15 protein-coding genes and 1 pseudogene are annotated in these 15,049 nt (G+C 58.0%); 5 read left to right on the top strand and 11 right to left on the bottom strand.

From position 1 onward, the window contains the following. Window positions 1-150 precede the first annotated feature (150 nt). Window positions 151-975 carry a universal stress protein gene (locus J2857_RS25835; protein WP_210012919.1) on the bottom strand — a complete coding sequence of 275 codons (825 nt, stop codon included), beginning with the start codon at window positions 973-975 and terminating at the stop codon, window positions 151-153. 132 nt (window positions 976-1,107) lie between these two features. Here J2857_RS25835 and J2857_RS25830 point away from each other — a divergent pair, with 132 nt between their 5' ends. Continuing rightward, window positions 1,108-2,715: an MBL fold metallo-hydrolase gene (locus J2857_RS25830; RefSeq protein ID WP_210013055.1), complete on the top strand. Its 1,608-nt coding sequence runs from the start codon at window positions 1,108-1,110 to the stop codon at window positions 2,713-2,715. 432 nt (window positions 2,716-3,147) lie between these two features. Further along, window positions 3,148-3,342 carry a hypothetical protein gene (locus J2857_RS25825; RefSeq protein WP_210012918.1) on the top strand — a complete coding sequence of 65 codons (195 nt, stop codon included), beginning with the start codon at window positions 3,148-3,150 and terminating at the stop codon, window positions 3,340-3,342. 95 nt (window positions 3,343-3,437) lie between these two features. On the opposite strand, the gene J2857_RS25820 is transcribed toward J2857_RS25825, so the two are convergent. The 3 genes from J2857_RS25820 to J2857_RS25810 all read right to left on the bottom strand — a co-directional run bounded on the left by J2857_RS25820 (window position 3,438) and on the right by J2857_RS25810 (window position 5,413). Beyond that, window positions 3,438-4,421 (bottom strand): zinc-dependent alcohol dehydrogenase family protein, encoded by a 984-nt coding sequence (locus tag J2857_RS25820; RefSeq protein ID WP_210012917.1) that lies wholly within the window; start codon window positions 4,419-4,421, stop codon window positions 3,438-3,440. A 56-nt stretch (window positions 4,422-4,477) separates the two neighbouring features. Then, entirely contained in the window at window positions 4,478-5,125 is a 648-nt protein-coding gene (locus J2857_RS25815; RefSeq protein ID WP_210013054.1) for a BON domain-containing protein, read from the bottom strand. A gap of 111 nt (window positions 5,126-5,236) precedes the next feature. Further along, window positions 5,237-5,413 (bottom strand): hypothetical protein, encoded by a 177-nt coding sequence (locus J2857_RS25810; protein WP_210012916.1) that lies wholly within the window; start codon window positions 5,411-5,413, stop codon window positions 5,237-5,239. A gap of 137 nt (window positions 5,414-5,550) precedes the next feature. Between J2857_RS25810 and J2857_RS25805 the strand changes: the two genes are divergently transcribed. From J2857_RS25805 to J2857_RS31095, 3 genes are all read left to right on the top strand, one after another. Beyond that, complete coding sequence (locus J2857_RS25805; protein WP_210012915.1) at window positions 5,551-5,898, top strand: ATPase inhibitor subunit zeta; 348 nt, start codon at window positions 5,551-5,553, stop codon at window positions 5,896-5,898. Window positions 5,899-6,014: 116 nt separating this feature from the next. Continuing rightward, window positions 6,015-7,541: a heavy metal translocating P-type ATPase gene (locus J2857_RS25800; RefSeq protein ID WP_245363832.1), complete on the top strand. Its 1,527-nt coding sequence runs from the start codon at window positions 6,015-6,017 to the stop codon at window positions 7,539-7,541. Continuing rightward, entirely contained in the window at window positions 7,492-7,842 is a 351-nt protein-coding gene (locus J2857_RS31095) for a hypothetical protein (protein ID WP_245363830.1), read from the top strand. Before J2857_RS25800 ends, J2857_RS31095 begins: the two co-directional genes overlap by 50 nt. A 21-nt stretch (window positions 7,843-7,863) precedes the next feature. Here J2857_RS31095 and J2857_RS25795 read toward each other — a convergent pair whose 3' ends face one another. From J2857_RS25795 to J2857_RS25765, 7 genes and pseudogenes are all read right to left on the bottom strand, one after another. After that, on the bottom strand, window positions 7,864-8,502 hold the full coding sequence (locus J2857_RS25795) for a phosphoribosyltransferase (protein WP_210012914.1): 639 nt from the start codon (window positions 8,500-8,502) through the stop codon (window positions 7,864-7,866). Between the two features lie 126 nt (window positions 8,503-8,628). Beyond that, window positions 8,629-9,663: a lysylphosphatidylglycerol synthase transmembrane domain-containing protein gene (locus J2857_RS25790; protein WP_210012913.1), complete on the bottom strand. Its 1,035-nt coding sequence runs from the start codon at window positions 9,661-9,663 to the stop codon at window positions 8,629-8,631. A gap of 25 nt (window positions 9,664-9,688) precedes the next feature. Next, window positions 9,689-10,324, bottom strand: coding sequence for a PDZ domain-containing protein (locus tag J2857_RS25785; protein WP_432420187.1), 636 nt, complete (start codon window positions 10,322-10,324; stop codon window positions 9,689-9,691). A gap of 63 nt (window positions 10,325-10,387) precedes the next feature. Continuing rightward, a pseudogene (locus J2857_RS25780) lies at window positions 10,388-11,026 on the bottom strand (trypsin-like peptidase domain-containing protein); the annotation flags it as partial. Window positions 11,027-11,289: 263 nt separating this feature from the next. Continuing rightward, on the bottom strand, window positions 11,290-11,937 hold the full coding sequence (locus J2857_RS25775; protein WP_210012910.1) for a BON domain-containing protein: 648 nt from the start codon (window positions 11,935-11,937) through the stop codon (window positions 11,290-11,292). 316 nt (window positions 11,938-12,253) lie between these two features. Continuing rightward, window positions 12,254-13,405, bottom strand: a complete 1,152-nt coding sequence (locus J2857_RS25770; protein WP_210012909.1) for a ceramide glucosyltransferase — start codon at window positions 13,403-13,405, stop codon at window positions 12,254-12,256. A gap of 382 nt (window positions 13,406-13,787) precedes the next feature. Beyond that, the gene (locus tag J2857_RS25765) at window positions 13,788-14,612 is read right to left on the bottom strand and encodes a universal stress protein (protein WP_210012908.1); all 825 of its coding nucleotides are present in this window, start codon (window positions 14,610-14,612) and stop codon (window positions 13,788-13,790) included. Window positions 14,613-15,049: the final 437 nt, after the last annotated feature.

Here is a 15,049-nt window from a genome sequence, read left to right as displayed (position 1 = left end):
TCGGATCTAAGTTGCAAGAGATGAAACCCGCGATAACCGCCTATGGATTTTGCGCCGATCGGGACGGCGGGCGCCTATCCCGGCATGCCTGTCTGGCTTGCCCCCAAAACGGCTTTGCGGCACGTCTTCCGTCTGTCCCTCGCAGGCAGGCTATCGTGCCAGGAAAATCGGCCGTTTGGGATTGCCGAGCATGGATCGAGTCACGCCTCCAAAGATAAGCTCTCTTAAGCGAGAATGACCGTAGGCGCCCATAATGATCAGATCCGCGCCAACGTCATGCGCGCAATCGTCCAGAGCCTGATGAGTTGTGCGACCGTCGCTCCTCAAGACGTCGATCCGGGAATCAACATGAGATCGCAAAAGATAGGCGCTCAGTTCCTGGGCGGATTGTTGATTATTTGCATCTGGGTCGACGATGGCGATAGTGACTTCACGTGCCGATTTCAGCAATGATCGACCTCGTTTGACGGCCTGGATTGCCTCAAGCGAACCGTTCCACGCGATCACGACGTTTTCGGGCTCGATCGTCGCAATCGTCTCGTTCGGAACAAGTAAAACAGGCAGGTTTGCGTGGAACAGAGCACCGTCGATGACAGCATTCCTTAGAGCAGGGTCTTGCAGGGTTCCTGGCCCCAATACCATCAGGTCGGCATAGCGAGCATCTTGGCCGACGATGTTGTCGACGTGGAACAACTCTGTGTAGCACTCAGTGACGTTATGCGGCGTCAGCGCGTCGGCCAGTAGCTTTTCGACTTCATCAGCACGTAAGCGAAGTTTCGCCTGGTCGGCTTGCCGTTCCTTCCGCCAGGCCGTTGAAACAGTCACCATATGGGCGCCAACCGGCGGCGGCGCAGCAATTGAGATCAGCAGAACGGAAAGATGCGCGACCGCAGATCGCGCTAATCTTGCTGCTGCTTGGATTTCCTCGTCACCAGCGTCGCTTCTCACCGCGGTTAGGATTGTTGAAAAGCTCATCGTCCATTCCTCCCAATATTGACGGAGACGTAGGTGATCTGCCCATCGCTCACCTTGATTCTTGTCAACTCTGCTTTCCCGAACCGCGGCTATAGAATGTTCCGACAGTCATTAATCCAAAAAGGTCCGCAAATGCCACACGCAGGTCCAAGCCCGAGGATTTCTTTCCACGGAGCAGCCGGCACCGTTACCGGCTCATGTTTCCTCCTCGAGGTTGGCGCCAACCGCATCCTTGTCGACTGCGGGATGTTTCAGGGCTCGAAGACCGAGAAGGAGCTGAACTACCGGCCGTTTCCATTCCAGCCGTCCTCGCTGGATGCCGTCATCCTTACTCATGCCCATATCGATCACAGCGGCCTCCTCCCGAAACTTGTCAAGGATGGCTTCGCAGGTTCCATCTGCTGCACTCCGGCAACGATGGATCTCTGCGCTGTGATGCTGCCTGACTCAGGGCATATTCAGGAAATGGAAGTTGAGCAGCTCAACCGGAGAAACGAGCGTCGCGGCCGAAAGTCTGTCGAACCGATTTACACCGCCGCCGACGCCATGGCCACTCTGGTGCAGATGAGAGCGCATCCCTTCGAACAATGGGTCGAAATTTCACCGAGCGTCCGTTTCCGATTCTGGAACGCCGGTCATCTCCTCGGCTCAGCCTCCGTGGAGCTCGAGATCGGTCCAGGCACAGACCGTCAACGAGTTCTTTTTTCGGGCGACATTGGTCCTCATCACAAGCTGTTCCAGTTCGACCCGACAGCACCATCCGGTTGGGATTACGTCATATGCGAAAGCACTTACGGAGACACCGATCGTGACGATCCTTCAGAAGAAAACCGGCGAAACATGTTGCGTGACGAAGTCTGCCTTGCGGCTCGTCATCCCGACGGGGCACTGCTTATCCCCTCATTTGCCGTCGAGCGAACACAGGAATTGCTGGCGGACCTTGTCGAGTTGATGGATCGGAAAAAGATCAGCCAGTGCCCCATCATCATCGACTCCCCGCTGGCATCACGGGCGACGGAGGTGTTCAAGAAGCATTCGCGAGAGCTCGAGAACGGCGATCTCCTGCGGCACGCAATCGAGGCGAAGAATGTCCGGTTCACCGAAAGTGCTGAACAATCGAAAGCGGTCGACAACATCAGGGGCTTCCACATCGTTATCGCGGCAAGCGGCATGTGCGAAGCCGGTCGCATTCGTCATCGGCTGAAGAACTGGCTGTGGCGGCAGGAGGGGACCGTTCTTCTGGTTGGTTATCAAGCAAATGGAACGCTGGGCCGTTTTTTGGAAGATGGCGCGTCGACCGTTCGGATCCAGGGTGACGAGATCGCCGTTCGGGCAAGCATTCGCAAGCTCGATGTCTATAGCGGTCATGCCGATGGACCCGAGCTCGCGGTATGGATTGAGGCGCGCAAGCCGATACGGCGCGGCATTTTTCTGGTGCATGGGGAACTGCCGGCAATTGCGGGATTGAAAGCGCGCATTTCGGCAAGCCTGCCTGGGGTTGCAGTAATACAACCCGCCATCGACGTCACATACGAGCTCGGCAGTCGAGAAGCTGTCATTGCATCGTCCGATAAGACACTGCCCCGGCTTTCCGCTTCACAGGTCGGGCGTGCGGACTGGCATAACGATTTTCAGACACTGGTTCTCGACCTGCAGGATTCGCTGGTCAAAGCAGCCGATGTGAAGGCTCGAAACGTCATTTTAAGGAGGATGAGGCGGGCGCTCAGCGAAGATAACTGAGACGTTTCTACGAGGCCACCACCGGCGGCGGTCCACATCATCAGCTTTGACATGTGCCGTCGGTAAGGACGCTCTTCACTTTCGGCACGATTCTTGTCCGGCGTTGCTGGTCCCAACCCTGAGGCCTGCGAAGTCGTCGCGTGTTTTCGCGAAGCTATGCCGGTCGGAGATGAGACATACGGTCTCTAAGAATCCCGCCGGGGAAAGCGCGCCGATCCGTCTCACGAGACAGATCGGACATTTCATCGGGTCCGGTTCACACGGGCTGAAAAGACCGGCTGCCGTTACCCGGACGTCATCTCGCCGCACCCTGCTCCAGAGACGAACAACGGCTTGAGCCGTGTCAATGTCGCCTCCCCAAGGTCTTGGCAGTCTCTGTTTGCGCGATCGCGACCAATTCGTTCCGCGGTCGCCCAAGATCAGGTGGAGATCATGAGAAGTTTTATCCGTTTCCTCAAGTCGAAGATTAGCGGCTTCATTCTCACGAAAAGCGCCGATCGCGAGGCGGAAGAACGCCACGTCGCCGTTCCTCAGCAAGTCGACCTTCCGCTTCCGAGCAATCCAATGGAGGAGGTCGCCGTTCCAGCATCGATCGATGGAAGAGACATGGCAAATGGACGGCTGTAAGCCGATTTATATCGACTGGCGGAGCAACTCATGCTGTACCCCCACGTTCGTGGAGGAAGCACCTGGGGCTCTGGTCCCAGACATTCGGTGCCTTCTTAAGGCACCAGAACCGCGGCACCATTCAAGTGCCCCGCGCGCAGATCCGCCAGCGCCTGGTTGGCATCGGCGAGCGGATACACGGTCGTATAAGTCGTCACCTTTGCTTCGTTTGCGATTGGAAAGAACTCTTCAGCGTCCTGCCTGGTGAGATTCGCGACAGATTCAACACTCCTTTCTTCCCAAAGCAGCGAATATGGCATCTGCGGTATGTCACTCATGTGGATGCCTCCACAAACGACCTTTCCGCCCTTGCGCACCGCCTGGAGCGCGGAGGTGACAAGATCGCCAACCGGCGCAAAGATGATGGCCGCATCGAGTTTTTCCGGCGGGCCCTCGTCTGAACCGCCGGCCCAGGTTGCGCCGAGATCCAGCGCAAAAGCTTGTGCTCGGCGGTCTCCGGGCCGCGTGAACGCATAGACTTGTCTTTCCTGCCATACACAGACCTGGGCGATGATATGGGCAGCCGCACCGAAGCCATAGAGACCTATTCGCTTGCCGGATCCTGCTTTTTTCAGCGCGCGCCAGCCGATCAGTCCGGCACACAGAAGCGGCGCAAGCGAAACGGGATCGGCATCCAGTGGCAGATCAAACGCATAATCGTTGTCGGCGACGACATGGGTGGCAAAGCCGCCATCCCGCGTGTAGCCAGTGAACAAAGGTTCATCGCACAGATTTTCCGCGTGTAAACGGCAATAGTCACAATGACCGCAGGTATGACCGAGCCAAGGAATTCCGACCCTGGAGCCGATGCGCGGCGCAGCCTGCCCCTTGCCGACTGCTTCGACGATTCCGACAATCTCGTGGCCAAGCACGAGCGGAAGCTTGGGATTTTTGAGATCTCCGTCGATGACATGTAGGTCCGTCCGGCATACCGCGCAGGCCTCAACCCGGATGAGCAACTCCTTCGGTTTCGGAACAGGATTCGACCGTTCGACGAGCGTGAGGGGCTTTCCAACTTCGTATAGGATCATTGCTTTCATGGGAGCCCCAAAAGAAAGTGCCGCGAGTCGGCAACGCCAGCCCGCGGCACAACGTTTCAAGATACCCGGATATGGTCGACGACCGAGCGGACGCCGGCTGCCGCCCAGGCGGCGCGCTCGGCGGCTTGACGCTCCGACCATGCATCGACATGGCCTTCCAGCGTCACCCGGCCGTCGGCGACGTTGACCTTAATCTTCTGCGCCTCCACCTCGGCATTCCGCTTCAAGGCGTCCTCAATACGCTTCTTCACATCGTTGATTGAGACCTTGGGCGTGACATCAAGCTGGTTGCTGACGCCCATCACGCCGGTCAAGGCGCGCACGGCATCGGCTGCGGCCTCTTTCTGGTATTGCCATTCGACCTTGCCCTTCAGTGTCACCCAGCCTTTCTGGACCTGGACCGTGACGGCGTCACGCGGAATGACCGTGTTCCAGTTGATCGTGTTAATGGCACGCTTGGCGATTTCGTCATCAGCCGTCGGGTTGGCACCGAACGGGCGCACCTCGATTTCTTCGGCGATGCCTTTCACGCCCTTCACTCGCCGCACAATCGCCTCGACCGAGGCCTTTTGAGCATAGGTCGGGACATGACCGGTGAGGGTCGCGACCCCTGCATCGACCGCAACGCCGATGTTGGCCGCATCGATACTCGGCTCGAAGTCGAGTTCATCGATGATGTTCTGCCGCAGAGTACTATCGTCCATGATATTTCTCCTTCTAACGCTCATCATGAGCAAAGCGATGATCAGGGACTGAAACGCGATCGCCATTGACTCTCGTCAACGGGGCTGCGGGATCGCGCTGCTTAGCTGACGCTATCGGCTCTCCGCGTCCGGCCAGTGAAACGAGCTGTCGATGTGATTATAGATGTTACCTCGCGGCGCGATGAAAATGATCCCAAGGACAGTCAGGACCATCGCAAGAAGCATCCACAGCAGTAGGTGATCAAGAAAAAAGCGGCGAATCCTGCTTCGCAACGTCTTGTCCGTCATTTTCACCTCCCGCCGCAGATTCAGTACAAGGATAGCGATCTGCAACAGCACTTGTTTGATCGATCGCAAGGCAAAGGACTGTCGGTATTGATTATATTTGTAAGAGGCGTTGCTCAACGACACGCACGAGGTTCAAAATGACTGCTGACCAAGCCAGACGGCGCGCGCTTGAAGAGAGATATATCCTCGACTTCCAAATGCTTTTCAAAACGCGGACACGCCGGGACCTGCTCTTCGCCACGTGGGCGGCGACAAAACTCGGTCGACAAGATCCTGCTGATTATCTTGAAGAGGTTAGGAGCGCTGGGCGCGCCGCTCCCGGTGACGATGATATCCTTCAAAAGGTTTTGGCGGATTTTCGAAGCGTGGGGCAGGAGATCACCGAGGAAGATCTGCGCTCTGTCATGAACGAGATGATGTTCGACGCCGCTGAGGAGCTTGAAGCCGATCGCATCAGCCGACAACCACGTCAAAGCAAATCTTGACTGGTGGGTCTATCGCCTGGGAATCTCCGCTCCGGCGAAGATCAACGATCAGAGCAAGGCTCTTAAACTTCAAGAACCCACTCATTGGACGAGGCCTCGGGATGATCCATGGATGAATGGCTAAGCTCTTTGCGTCCCTATCTTCTTGGGGCCTCGGCCCTGGGGATAACCATTGCCTTCGTGGGTTGCATGGCGGATTTCCCGATCTCTTTGCCACCTCTCTCACGGTCTCCACGCTTGTGGTCCTGCTGGCGCTCATTGCCCAGATCCTTGTGCGTCTGAGAAAAGGGGAAATCGGTCTCAATATCATCGCATTACTGTCGATGGGCTCGGCACTCGCCATCGGTGAATATCTTGCCGCCGGCGTCGTCGCTTTGATGTATTCCGGCGGTCAATATCTCGAGAGTCTTGCCGAAGGTCGCGCTCGCCGAGAAATGACAACTCTCCTATCGCGGGCTCCTCATCAGGCAATCCGACGCCGTGGAGGGGAATTGCAAGAGGTTCCCGCCGATGCGATCGAAGTAGGCGATATCATTGTCGTGCGACGGGGAGACCTCGTGCCGGTCGATGGGATTGTTCATGAGGATGTCGCCACCCTCGACGAATCGGCACTGACGGGCGAGCCCCTGCCCGCCACCAGAAAAAAGGGGGATGCCATCATGAGCGGAGCAGCCAATGCCGGCGACCTCTTCAGCATGGTGGCGATGAAACCCGCGTCGGAAGGCACCTATGCCGGAATTGTGAGACTGGTCGAGATTGCCCAGCGAAGCAAGGCGCCGATGGCAAGGCTTGCGGATCGATACGCGGTCTTCTTTTTGATCATAACGGTTATCCTCGCGCTCGCGGCCTGGCTTTTTTCCGGCGACCCGGTCCGGGCAGTCGCCGTCCTCGTCGTTGCGACGCCCTGTCCGCTCATCCTCGCGGTCCCCATTGCCTGGGCAGCAGGCGTATCGCGTGCCGCGCAGATCGGCTTGCTGGTCAAAGGCGCGCGTGTCCTGGAGGCGCTAGGCAATATCCACACCCTCGTGATCGATAAAACTGGCACGCTAACGGAAGGGACACCCACCCTTCATGCGATCGACTCGGCCCTTCCAGAAGACGAATTGCTGCGCCTTGTCGCATCGCTCGACCAGGCATCAAGCCACGTCGCAGCAAAGGCGTTGGTCGAGGCTGCACGGGCCCGCGACCTCAAGCTCGTCCATCCCACAAATGTCTCGGAAAAGCCGGGAGAAGGAATTGCTGGGGAGGTTGACGGACGCCGGGTCGCTATCGGCGGCATCGCCTACATTGCCTCCAGGTTCGGGTTCACGATCAACCACGCTGATCGCCCCGGGACCGTTGCGGCGGCCGTCGCCGTCGATGGAGCATTCGCCGGCGTCCTGCTTTTCTCGGACAAGCTGCGGGATGGAAGCGACCGGATACTGGCAAGCTTCAAGAGGCTCGGCATCGCGCGCATGATCCTTGCGACGGGTGACCGTAGCGATGTCGCCCGTCTGATCAGCTCCGGATTACCGTTCGATGAGGTAAGGTCGGAACTCTCCGCCGAGCAGAAAGGCGACATCGTCAAAGCCGAGAAAACGCGCGGGGCCGGTGATGATGATTGGCGATGGCATCAACGACGCTCCCGCGCTTGCTGCGGATGACATTGGCCTCGCCATGGGTGCTCATGGCTCGGCCGGAGCCGCTGAAGCCGCGGATGCGGTGCTGCTCGTGGAAAGGCTCGACCGCGTTCTGCAGGGGATTCAGATTTCCAGAGGCTGTCGCGGGATCGCGATACAGAGCATGCTTGCGGGGATCGGCCTGTCGATCGGCGGCATGACCGCCGCGGCATCAGGTTACCTGACACCGATCCAGGGTGCTCTCTTCCAGGAGGTGATCGATGTGGCGGTGATCCTGAACGCCCTGCGCGCCCTTTGGATAAGTCCAGCCGAACAGGACGACTAAGGTTCGCCGGAAACAGCCGATTTACCCACGGTCCCTGAGGAAGGCAGAAAGAACGGCTTCATCGGTGAGCTGCCGAAAGTCGAGATAGTGGTCGCCGACGGCGCCAAAGTCGCACGGCGTTTCCAGGCAGATTACCTCATCAGCTTCGCCTTTCAACCGGGCGACGACCTCAGGCGGGGCAACCGGAACCGCCAATATGATCCTGGTAGGGTTCCGGACCCTGAGTCCCCTGATCGCGGCCGTCGCGGTTGCACCCGTCGCCAGTCCGTCGTCGACAATGACGGCGGTCCGGCCGCTGAGGCTTCCTTCAGCAAGGCAACCGGCGTAGACCAACCGTCGGCGGTTGATTTCGTCAAGCTCCAGCCGGCAACATGATTCGAACACGTCAGAAGAAATCCCTGCATGTGCGATGATGTCGTCGTTGCGAACGACGATCGGCTTTTGGCCATCGACAACGGCTCCCATCGCCACTTCGGGGTTGCCGGGCAGGCCTATCTTGCGCACGAGAAGCATTGCGAGCGGAGCCTTGAGCGCCTTGGCGACTTCCGCCGCAACTGGGACCCCGCCACGGGGAAGAGCGAAGATTGTGCAGGGTGAGGCTTGATAAGCCTTGAGGGCCTGAGCCAACCGCCGTCCCGCCTCGTTGCGATTGGTAAACATGGTCTGCTCCTTCGACCCGTGGGGCTTTAATTCGCCATTCAGCTTTTCACACCAGACCGCGGGAAGATCGCCGATCAGAGGTGCCGGGCACCTCTACCTCATGCCTGCCGCCCCGTTCTCTGTCGTTTATGCCTCGGTCCGATGGGCCATCTCAACGCGCATAAGGACAAGGCCCGGGAACATCGGCAACCAGAGCGTCAGCCCACGAAGCATCAACGTCGCCGCAAGGCTGGCCTCCGGGCCTACGCCAAAAAGATGCAAAGCCATGATGCTGGCGCTCTCGAAACTGCCGAGACCCAGTGGCAAGGGAGCGAGGGTGGCAATCACCGAGGCAATCAGAAAACTTGCTAGTGCAGCGGCCGCGCCGAGGTCGACGCCGATCGAACGGGCGATGCACCAAAGTGTTGCGGCATCGAGAAGAAACACCGCGCATTGGCAGGATGACGCCCACAAGATAATCCGGGAGTCGCGAATTGCCCGAGGATCCATTTCCTGCAGCCAAACGGCGAGATAGGAACCCGTCCTCCAGCGTAACAGGAATCGGGGCAGAATCCGATCCCGGGTCCGGTCGACAAGAGAAAGACAGGCCAGTATCGCTGCGGCCAGCAGGACGAAGGCAAGCAGGACGGGAAGCCACTCGTCTCCGGTCAGGTGACGCTGCCAGATGAAGGCGAATACGATTAGCGCAAGAACGAGATAGACTGCGTAATAGGACAACGTATCGACAAGAAGGCCTGACAGCGCCACCGGCCCATCGATCCCGCGCCGCCTCAGGGCGCCAAGAACAATGATCGTGCCGCTGAGGCCGCTCGTCGGCAATATCTGGTTGGCGAACAGCTGAAGAAAGCCGATCTTCAGGAGCGTGGCGAAGGGCAGCCTGCTATGTGCATGATCGAGAACGATCTTCCAGACCAAGGATGCGAAGATATAGGTCAGGACCTGGCATATCAGCGCCGCGCCGAGCCAAATGGCATCCGCCCTTTCGATCAAGGAGAGAAATAGCTCCAGGTCGTTGAAATGCAGCACGAAATAGACAAGACATACAAGCCCGCCGATTCCCAGCACCCAGCCCAGCAATATCAGCAAGGTGGGACGGACGGTGATGTTTATCGGTTTGATGAGCTTTCCCACCGGCTTATCGCCTGACTGAGAGTCAATCATGGCCGTGTCCCGCTTCACTTTAAAATCACGAACCGATCGCGACAAACCGCGTCTGTCCGTCTCGTCGCACGCTGAGGAGCAGAACATCACGCTCCTGTTTCGCCGTACGCACCACCTCCATGGGTGAGTGGATAGATTTCTGATTGATCGCGACGATGATGTCCCCCGCTTGCAGACCTGCATCCGCTGCTGCGCAGTTGTCTTCCACAGCTACAACGATTGCGCCGTCCGCAATGCCTTCGGGGTTATTACTTGCGTCGGGAGACGCGAGCACGACGCCGGAAAGGTACCCTTCCCCCTGCAGGCTCTCTTTCTTGACCTCTGGTATCGGAAATCGATCTTGGTCGGAGAGGGTCGCTTGTACATGCAGTTCATCTTTGCCGCGCCGAAACCGGATCTGGACTCGCTCGGAAGGAGCGTGAGCGCCAACGATGTTCCGAAGGACGGCCGCGTTCTGGATGGCATCCTCATCGACCGCAATGATCACGTCCCCTGCCTTCAATCCAGAATCGGCCGCCGATGAACCACCATTGACCTGGCTTACAACTGCACCCGCGTCGGCCGTCACGCCGAGAGCCTTGGCCAATTCAGGAGAGAGATCTTGAATGACGACGCCGAGACGGCCGCGGCGGATCGAGCCGTCCTTGATCAGCTTGTCCATCACGTCTTTCGCCATCGAGACCGGTATGGCAAAGCCAATGCCGATATTGCCGCCGGACGGCGCAACGATTGCGCTATTGATGCCGACTAATTTGCCATCCATGTCCACCAGCGGGCCACCTTAGTTCCCAGGATTGAGAGAGGCGTCAGTCTGGATGAAGTTCTCGTATCCATCGATCCCGAGCCCGGCCCGGCCCAAAGCACTGACGATCCCGAGCGTCACCGTTTGGCCCAAGCCAAACGGATTGCCGACGGCGGCAACATAGTCGCCAACCTGTAGCCGCATGGAATCGCCAAGTTCGATGGCCTTCAGTTTGTGAGCTGTGATCTGAATGACAGCAATATCAGTCTCAGAATCAGTTCCGACCACCTTCGCATGGAAAGTGCCGCCGGCGGCCAACGTGACGACGATGTCATCAGCATTCTCAATGACATGGTGATTGGTGACGATGTAACCCCGCGCCGCGTCGATGATGACCCCCGAACCGGATGTCCGAAAGCCATGTTTCGACGGCGCCGGGTCTATTTGCAGACCGAAGAATTCCCTCAGGGTCGGGTTACTAAGTAACGGATCGATATCCTCCTGCACCTGGCCACGTACGGAGATGGTGACGACTGTCGGGATCACCTGTCTTGCGATCGGCGCAATGGTATTTTGCGGGGATGCCGAGGCGGGTAGTGTAACGGCGAAAAGGCTCGCCATAAGAAGGGCCGAAAATCTCATGAGCGGCAACATGTCGAATTCCTGTCCTTGGGGTTGGAAAGAGGCACACTATGTGGCCAGCTCGGGCGGAACTTTTGGGTAGGGATCACTCGAGGCTTATGTGGTCCCGTGTTTTCGTGGGAAGACGATCCCGGGGAGATGATCCGTTTTCGAAGACCTGCTTTTGAGGATACGGCGTCCTGTATAGGCCAGGATCGCACCGAGGCTGAGGCACGTCAGGAGAAATCGCAGAGCGACCGCCGCTAGGCCACAGTCAGCCGATTGTCGACAGCGGTGACGCTCGGAGCCGACCATGCCGCGTATTCGGCGACCTGCCGTTCCTTTACCCCATGTACTGTCCCCTCCAAGGTCACCGTATGACCGGAAACAGCAACCCGAATGGCCTCTGCCTCGACTTCCGCGTTGCGCGCCAGAGCCCGCTCTATACGGCCCTTGATGTCCGGGACCTGCGCGGTCGGCCGGATTGTCAACAGGTTTCGGACCTCTGTGACGCCTCCGAGCTTGTTAACCGCCGCTTCGGCGGCAAGGCGTTGAAAATGCCAGCGTACTTCGCCGCTCAATGTCACACATCCCCGCTCGACCTTTACATCGATCGCACCGTCGGGTAACGCCGTGTCCCAAGAGATGATGTCGAGCGCGCGGGCGGCTATCTCGTCGTCAGCCCGCTTCTTTCTTTCGGGATAGCGAACTTCGATATGCTCAGCGATTGCCCTGACACCCGTCACCCGGCGGGCCGCCGCTTCGGCGACCGCCTTCTCCACATAACTTTCAACATGTCCGGTCAGCGTGGCGACGCCATTCTCGACTGCGACGCCGATATTTGCCGCGTTCACGCTGGGCTCGAATTCCAGTTCGGTCAGCACATCCTGGCGGATCAACAGATCACTCATAAGTTCCTCCTCTCGCTCGTTGTTAAAGAAATCTTCGCTCTTTTATCGATCGCTTGCGTTGCGGAAGATCAATGGCCGCGATCGAGGTCGTTTGTCCTCAAGTCGCCTGGTGTGGGTAGGCCAACCCATCCTCTGAGCTGCAGTAAAATCAAGATTCGCGGAACGGGCGCGGTGAGCAGCCTACCGTCTTTGCATTCTGTAATTGTGCTAACGCTGAAGGACAGATCAGTACGGGAGTTGTTTCAAACAATGCTCGCGACAGTCTCAAGACACACATGGCGATGCCCTCGCTCGATATTACCCGAGCGACGGGTGGTCATGATGTCTGGGACTTCGACAGTTCTCGTTTCAGGTTCAAACGCTTGAGCGAGGTCATGCTATTGCCATGCCAAACAAAACCGCGCGTGAACCAACCCAGAATCCATACGAGCGGCAATAATAAGTCGCGCAATATCCAGGCAAGTGGTGACGTGAGACCCAGCGGCCACCGATAAACCGCCGCAAGGGCAACTTCGGCGGAATACCAGCATGCGATCAGCACTGGAAGTCCGATCCACGGCATCACGTCCGTCATCGCCAGGATGCTGTACAGAACCACCGCCGGTAGCACCCCTGTTAGAATTTCGGCCGAATAGGCCAAGGGAAAGGACGACCGCCGCAATTGCGCCCAACGCAGCTGTCTGGTCCAAACTTGAGAGTAGGTTCGGTGACCCAGTGGCTGCTGAAAAGGCTCACGAACGACGGCAACCTTTTTGCCAGTGCGACGAGCAATCTTTGTCGCGGCTGCGTCCTCGGCAATCTCGCTTCCGAGGGCCGACAATCCACCCGAATGCTCCAGCTCCCGGCGTGAAAGCATCATCGTCTTGCCTTGAACATACCCGATCCTCAGGAAGTCGGCCACCAGTTGCCAACGCGCCTGATATGTATTGAGGAACGCCGCCTCCAGAGCTGCCGCCGGCCCTTGTGTCTCAGTTCCAATGGGCGGCGAACAGACGAATGAGTTTACCGGAGACCAGCACTCGCGGAGATCATCGATATAACCGGGAGGGATAAGGACATTGCTGTCGGAAATGACGATGCGGTCATACTTCGCAGCGCGCCAGCCTTTCCAGAGGTTATTCAGCTTTGGATTTTGGGAGAAATGGTCGTCGCCCATGAGCAGGCGCGCATCAGCCATGTTGTGGGCCGCCAGAAGCTCGCCAACGAGTGGTATTGCCGGGTCGTCGGGCGAGGCTATGCAGAAAAGAATTTCGTAGTGCGGATAATCGATCGCAAAACTGCTTTGCAGTGTACGGCGCAGGTTGTTTTCCAGTCCGCATACCGGCTTTATGATCGTCACCCCGGCACGAACGTCACTCGCGGACCTTCTCCAACACACCTTTCGCAAGACCGCTAGAGTTATGCTGACAAATTGCGTCCCAACCAGCAAAGCCAGAAGAGCTGAGATGATGCCTGGTAGGATATCCATTTTAGATCTGCTCGCGATGAGGAAGGTCGGCAGCCCTCGGAAGCTCGCGACAATCCAATTCTGTATGCCGGCCATCGGCATCGTCTTGATACCAAGTGCTGACTTATGCGCCGATACAGGTAAGCGATGCGCTCGTTTTTTGTCCGATGGATGGCGCTTGTGTGAGCCGCCGTCGGTGGAAGTTACTAAATCGCTCAGGACTAACCGTTTTATGAAGTTTATTCTTTTGTAAGGAAATCCTTATGGTTGCGTGTTAGCCCCACGCCGGTTGCTAGATTCGACCGGTCTGCCCTGGCGGACTGGTCTCACGTCACTCGGAATTGCCCGCGCCGTGAAAATCTCGCGGCGCCGTTATTGCATCCGTTGTTTTATCGAATTCACCCTATCTTGCCAGGAAAACCGCGCGTTTAGGGTTTTTCAGCATCGACAGGGTCACGCCGCCGAAGATGCGTTCCCGCATACGGGAGTGGCCATAGGCTCCCATGACGATCAGATCCGCTGCAAGGTCATCCGCATACTGGTTGAGCGTCTCGGCAACGGTCCTGCCGTCGCTCCTCAACACGTCAACGGTAAAGTTGACCCCGTGCCTCGAAAGATAGGTGCCGACCTCACCGGCCGGTTCGCCATCGTTCGTGCCCGGATCGACGATCCCGACATGGACCTCCTTGGCGGATTTCAGAAGCTCGATCCCCTGTTTGACGGCCCTCACAGCTTCGAGACTATCCTTCCAGGCGACCACGACGGAGGTGGGTTTCAACGTAGGTTTTCCGTTACCAGGAATAATAAGAGTGGGCACCTCCGAATGGAAGAGCGCTCCGTCGATGACGGCATGCTTGAGAGATCCATCGGCAGCCGCATCCGGGCCGATAGCAACAAGATCGGCGTACCGGGTCTGATGGGCAACAACGTTGTCCACGGAGGTCAATTCCGTATAGATGTCGACGATATCGTGAGCGACGTTCGCGTGCTGCAGAATGTCTTTCACGCCGGTCAGCCGTTCGGCGAGCTTGGCCTTGTCCCGATCGCGCTCTTCCAGCCATGCCATCGAGGCGTTTTCAGCGAACTCGCCGATCGGCGGTGCCGCTGCCATGCCCAGCAGCAGGATAGACAGATGCGCTCCCGACGAGCGCGACAACTCGATGGCGGTATTCACATCCCTGTCGCCATGATCCGATCTGACGACACTCAATATTGTTGCAAATGACATTATCTTCCCTCCGCTTGTTGCTGGAGGAAGATTGGCCCAACTGGCGCGGCTACACCTTGATGTTTGTCAACCTGCCGGGGTTCCGGAATTCCACTCACGGCACTAAGACGGCTGCACTGTTGAGCCTTCCTTGCCGTAAATCGGCAAGCGCAGCCACGCCTTACCTCGCTGCGCATGATCGACCAGGTCACCCTTTTCGCCGTATTGAGCACCAGCCTCCTGGATTCCATGGATCCGACGGACATCTCCGCCTCGCAAGGCTGCATGCCATCGCAGGCCGCGATGCCCAGCGCGACAGCCTCGTCGCCGCAATTCACTCGATGATCCCAAACGGCATCGCCGGAAACGGCGGCGTCTCGTCATGACGAACGGCTTCAGCAATGTCGAGGCCCGGGAACACCTGCAAGGCATTCGCACCTATTCGGACATGATCGACA

The sequence above is a fragment of the Neorhizobium galegae genome (assembly GCF_017877055.1).
Lineage (GTDB): Bacteria > Pseudomonadota > Alphaproteobacteria > Rhizobiales > Rhizobiaceae > Neorhizobium > Neorhizobium galegae_D.
Note: the sequence above shows the minus strand (reverse complement) of the source record. Positions and strands in the feature narration are given on the sequence as shown.

Excerpts from the sequence above, each read along its gene's own strand:
- J2857_RS25805 (WP_210012915.1), top strand. The coding sequence starts at position 5,551 with ATGACTGCTGACCAAGCCAGACGGCGCGCGCTTGAAGAGAGATATATC.
- J2857_RS25770 (WP_210012909.1), bottom strand. The coding sequence starts at position 13,405 with ATGGATATCCTACCAGGCATCATCTCAGCTCTTCTGGCTTTGCTGGTT.
- J2857_RS25775 (WP_210012910.1), bottom strand. The coding sequence starts at position 11,937 with ATGAGTGATCTGTTGATCCGCCAGGATGTGCTGACCGAACTGGAATTC.
- J2857_RS31095 (WP_245363830.1), top strand. The coding sequence starts at position 7,492 with ATGATGATTGGCGATGGCATCAACGACGCTCCCGCGCTTGCTGCGGAT.
- J2857_RS25815 (WP_210013054.1), bottom strand. The coding sequence starts at position 5,125 with ATGGACGATAGTACTCTGCGGCAGAACATCATCGATGAACTCGACTTC.
- J2857_RS25825 (WP_210012918.1), top strand. The coding sequence starts at position 3,148 with ATGAGAAGTTTTATCCGTTTCCTCAAGTCGAAGATTAGCGGCTTCATT.
- J2857_RS25765 (WP_210012908.1), bottom strand. The coding sequence starts at position 14,612 with ATGTCATTTGCAACAATATTGAGTGTCGTCAGATCGGATCATGGCGAC.
- J2857_RS25785 (WP_432420187.1), bottom strand. The coding sequence starts at position 10,324 with ATGGACAAGCTGATCAAGGACGGCTCGATCCGCCGCGGCCGTCTCGGC.
- J2857_RS25800 (WP_245363832.1), top strand. The coding sequence starts at position 6,015 with ATGGCTAAGCTCTTTGCGTCCCTATCTTCTTGGGGCCTCGGCCCTGGG.
- J2857_RS25795 (WP_210012914.1), bottom strand. The coding sequence starts at position 8,502 with ATGTTTACCAATCGCAACGAGGCGGGACGGCGGTTGGCTCAGGCCCTC.
- J2857_RS25790 (WP_210012913.1), bottom strand. The coding sequence starts at position 9,663 with ATGATTGACTCTCAGTCAGGCGATAAGCCGGTGGGAAAGCTCATCAAA.
- J2857_RS25830 (WP_210013055.1), top strand. The coding sequence starts at position 1,108 with ATGCCACACGCAGGTCCAAGCCCGAGGATTTCTTTCCACGGAGCAGCC.
- J2857_RS25810 (WP_210012916.1), bottom strand. The coding sequence starts at position 5,413 with ATGACGGACAAGACGTTGCGAAGCAGGATTCGCCGCTTTTTTCTTGAT.
- J2857_RS25835 (WP_210012919.1), bottom strand. The coding sequence starts at position 975 with ATGAGCTTTTCAACAATCCTAACCGCGGTGAGAAGCGACGCTGGTGAC.
- J2857_RS25820 (WP_210012917.1), bottom strand. The coding sequence starts at position 4,421 with ATGAAAGCAATGATCCTATACGAAGTTGGAAAGCCCCTCACGCTCGTC.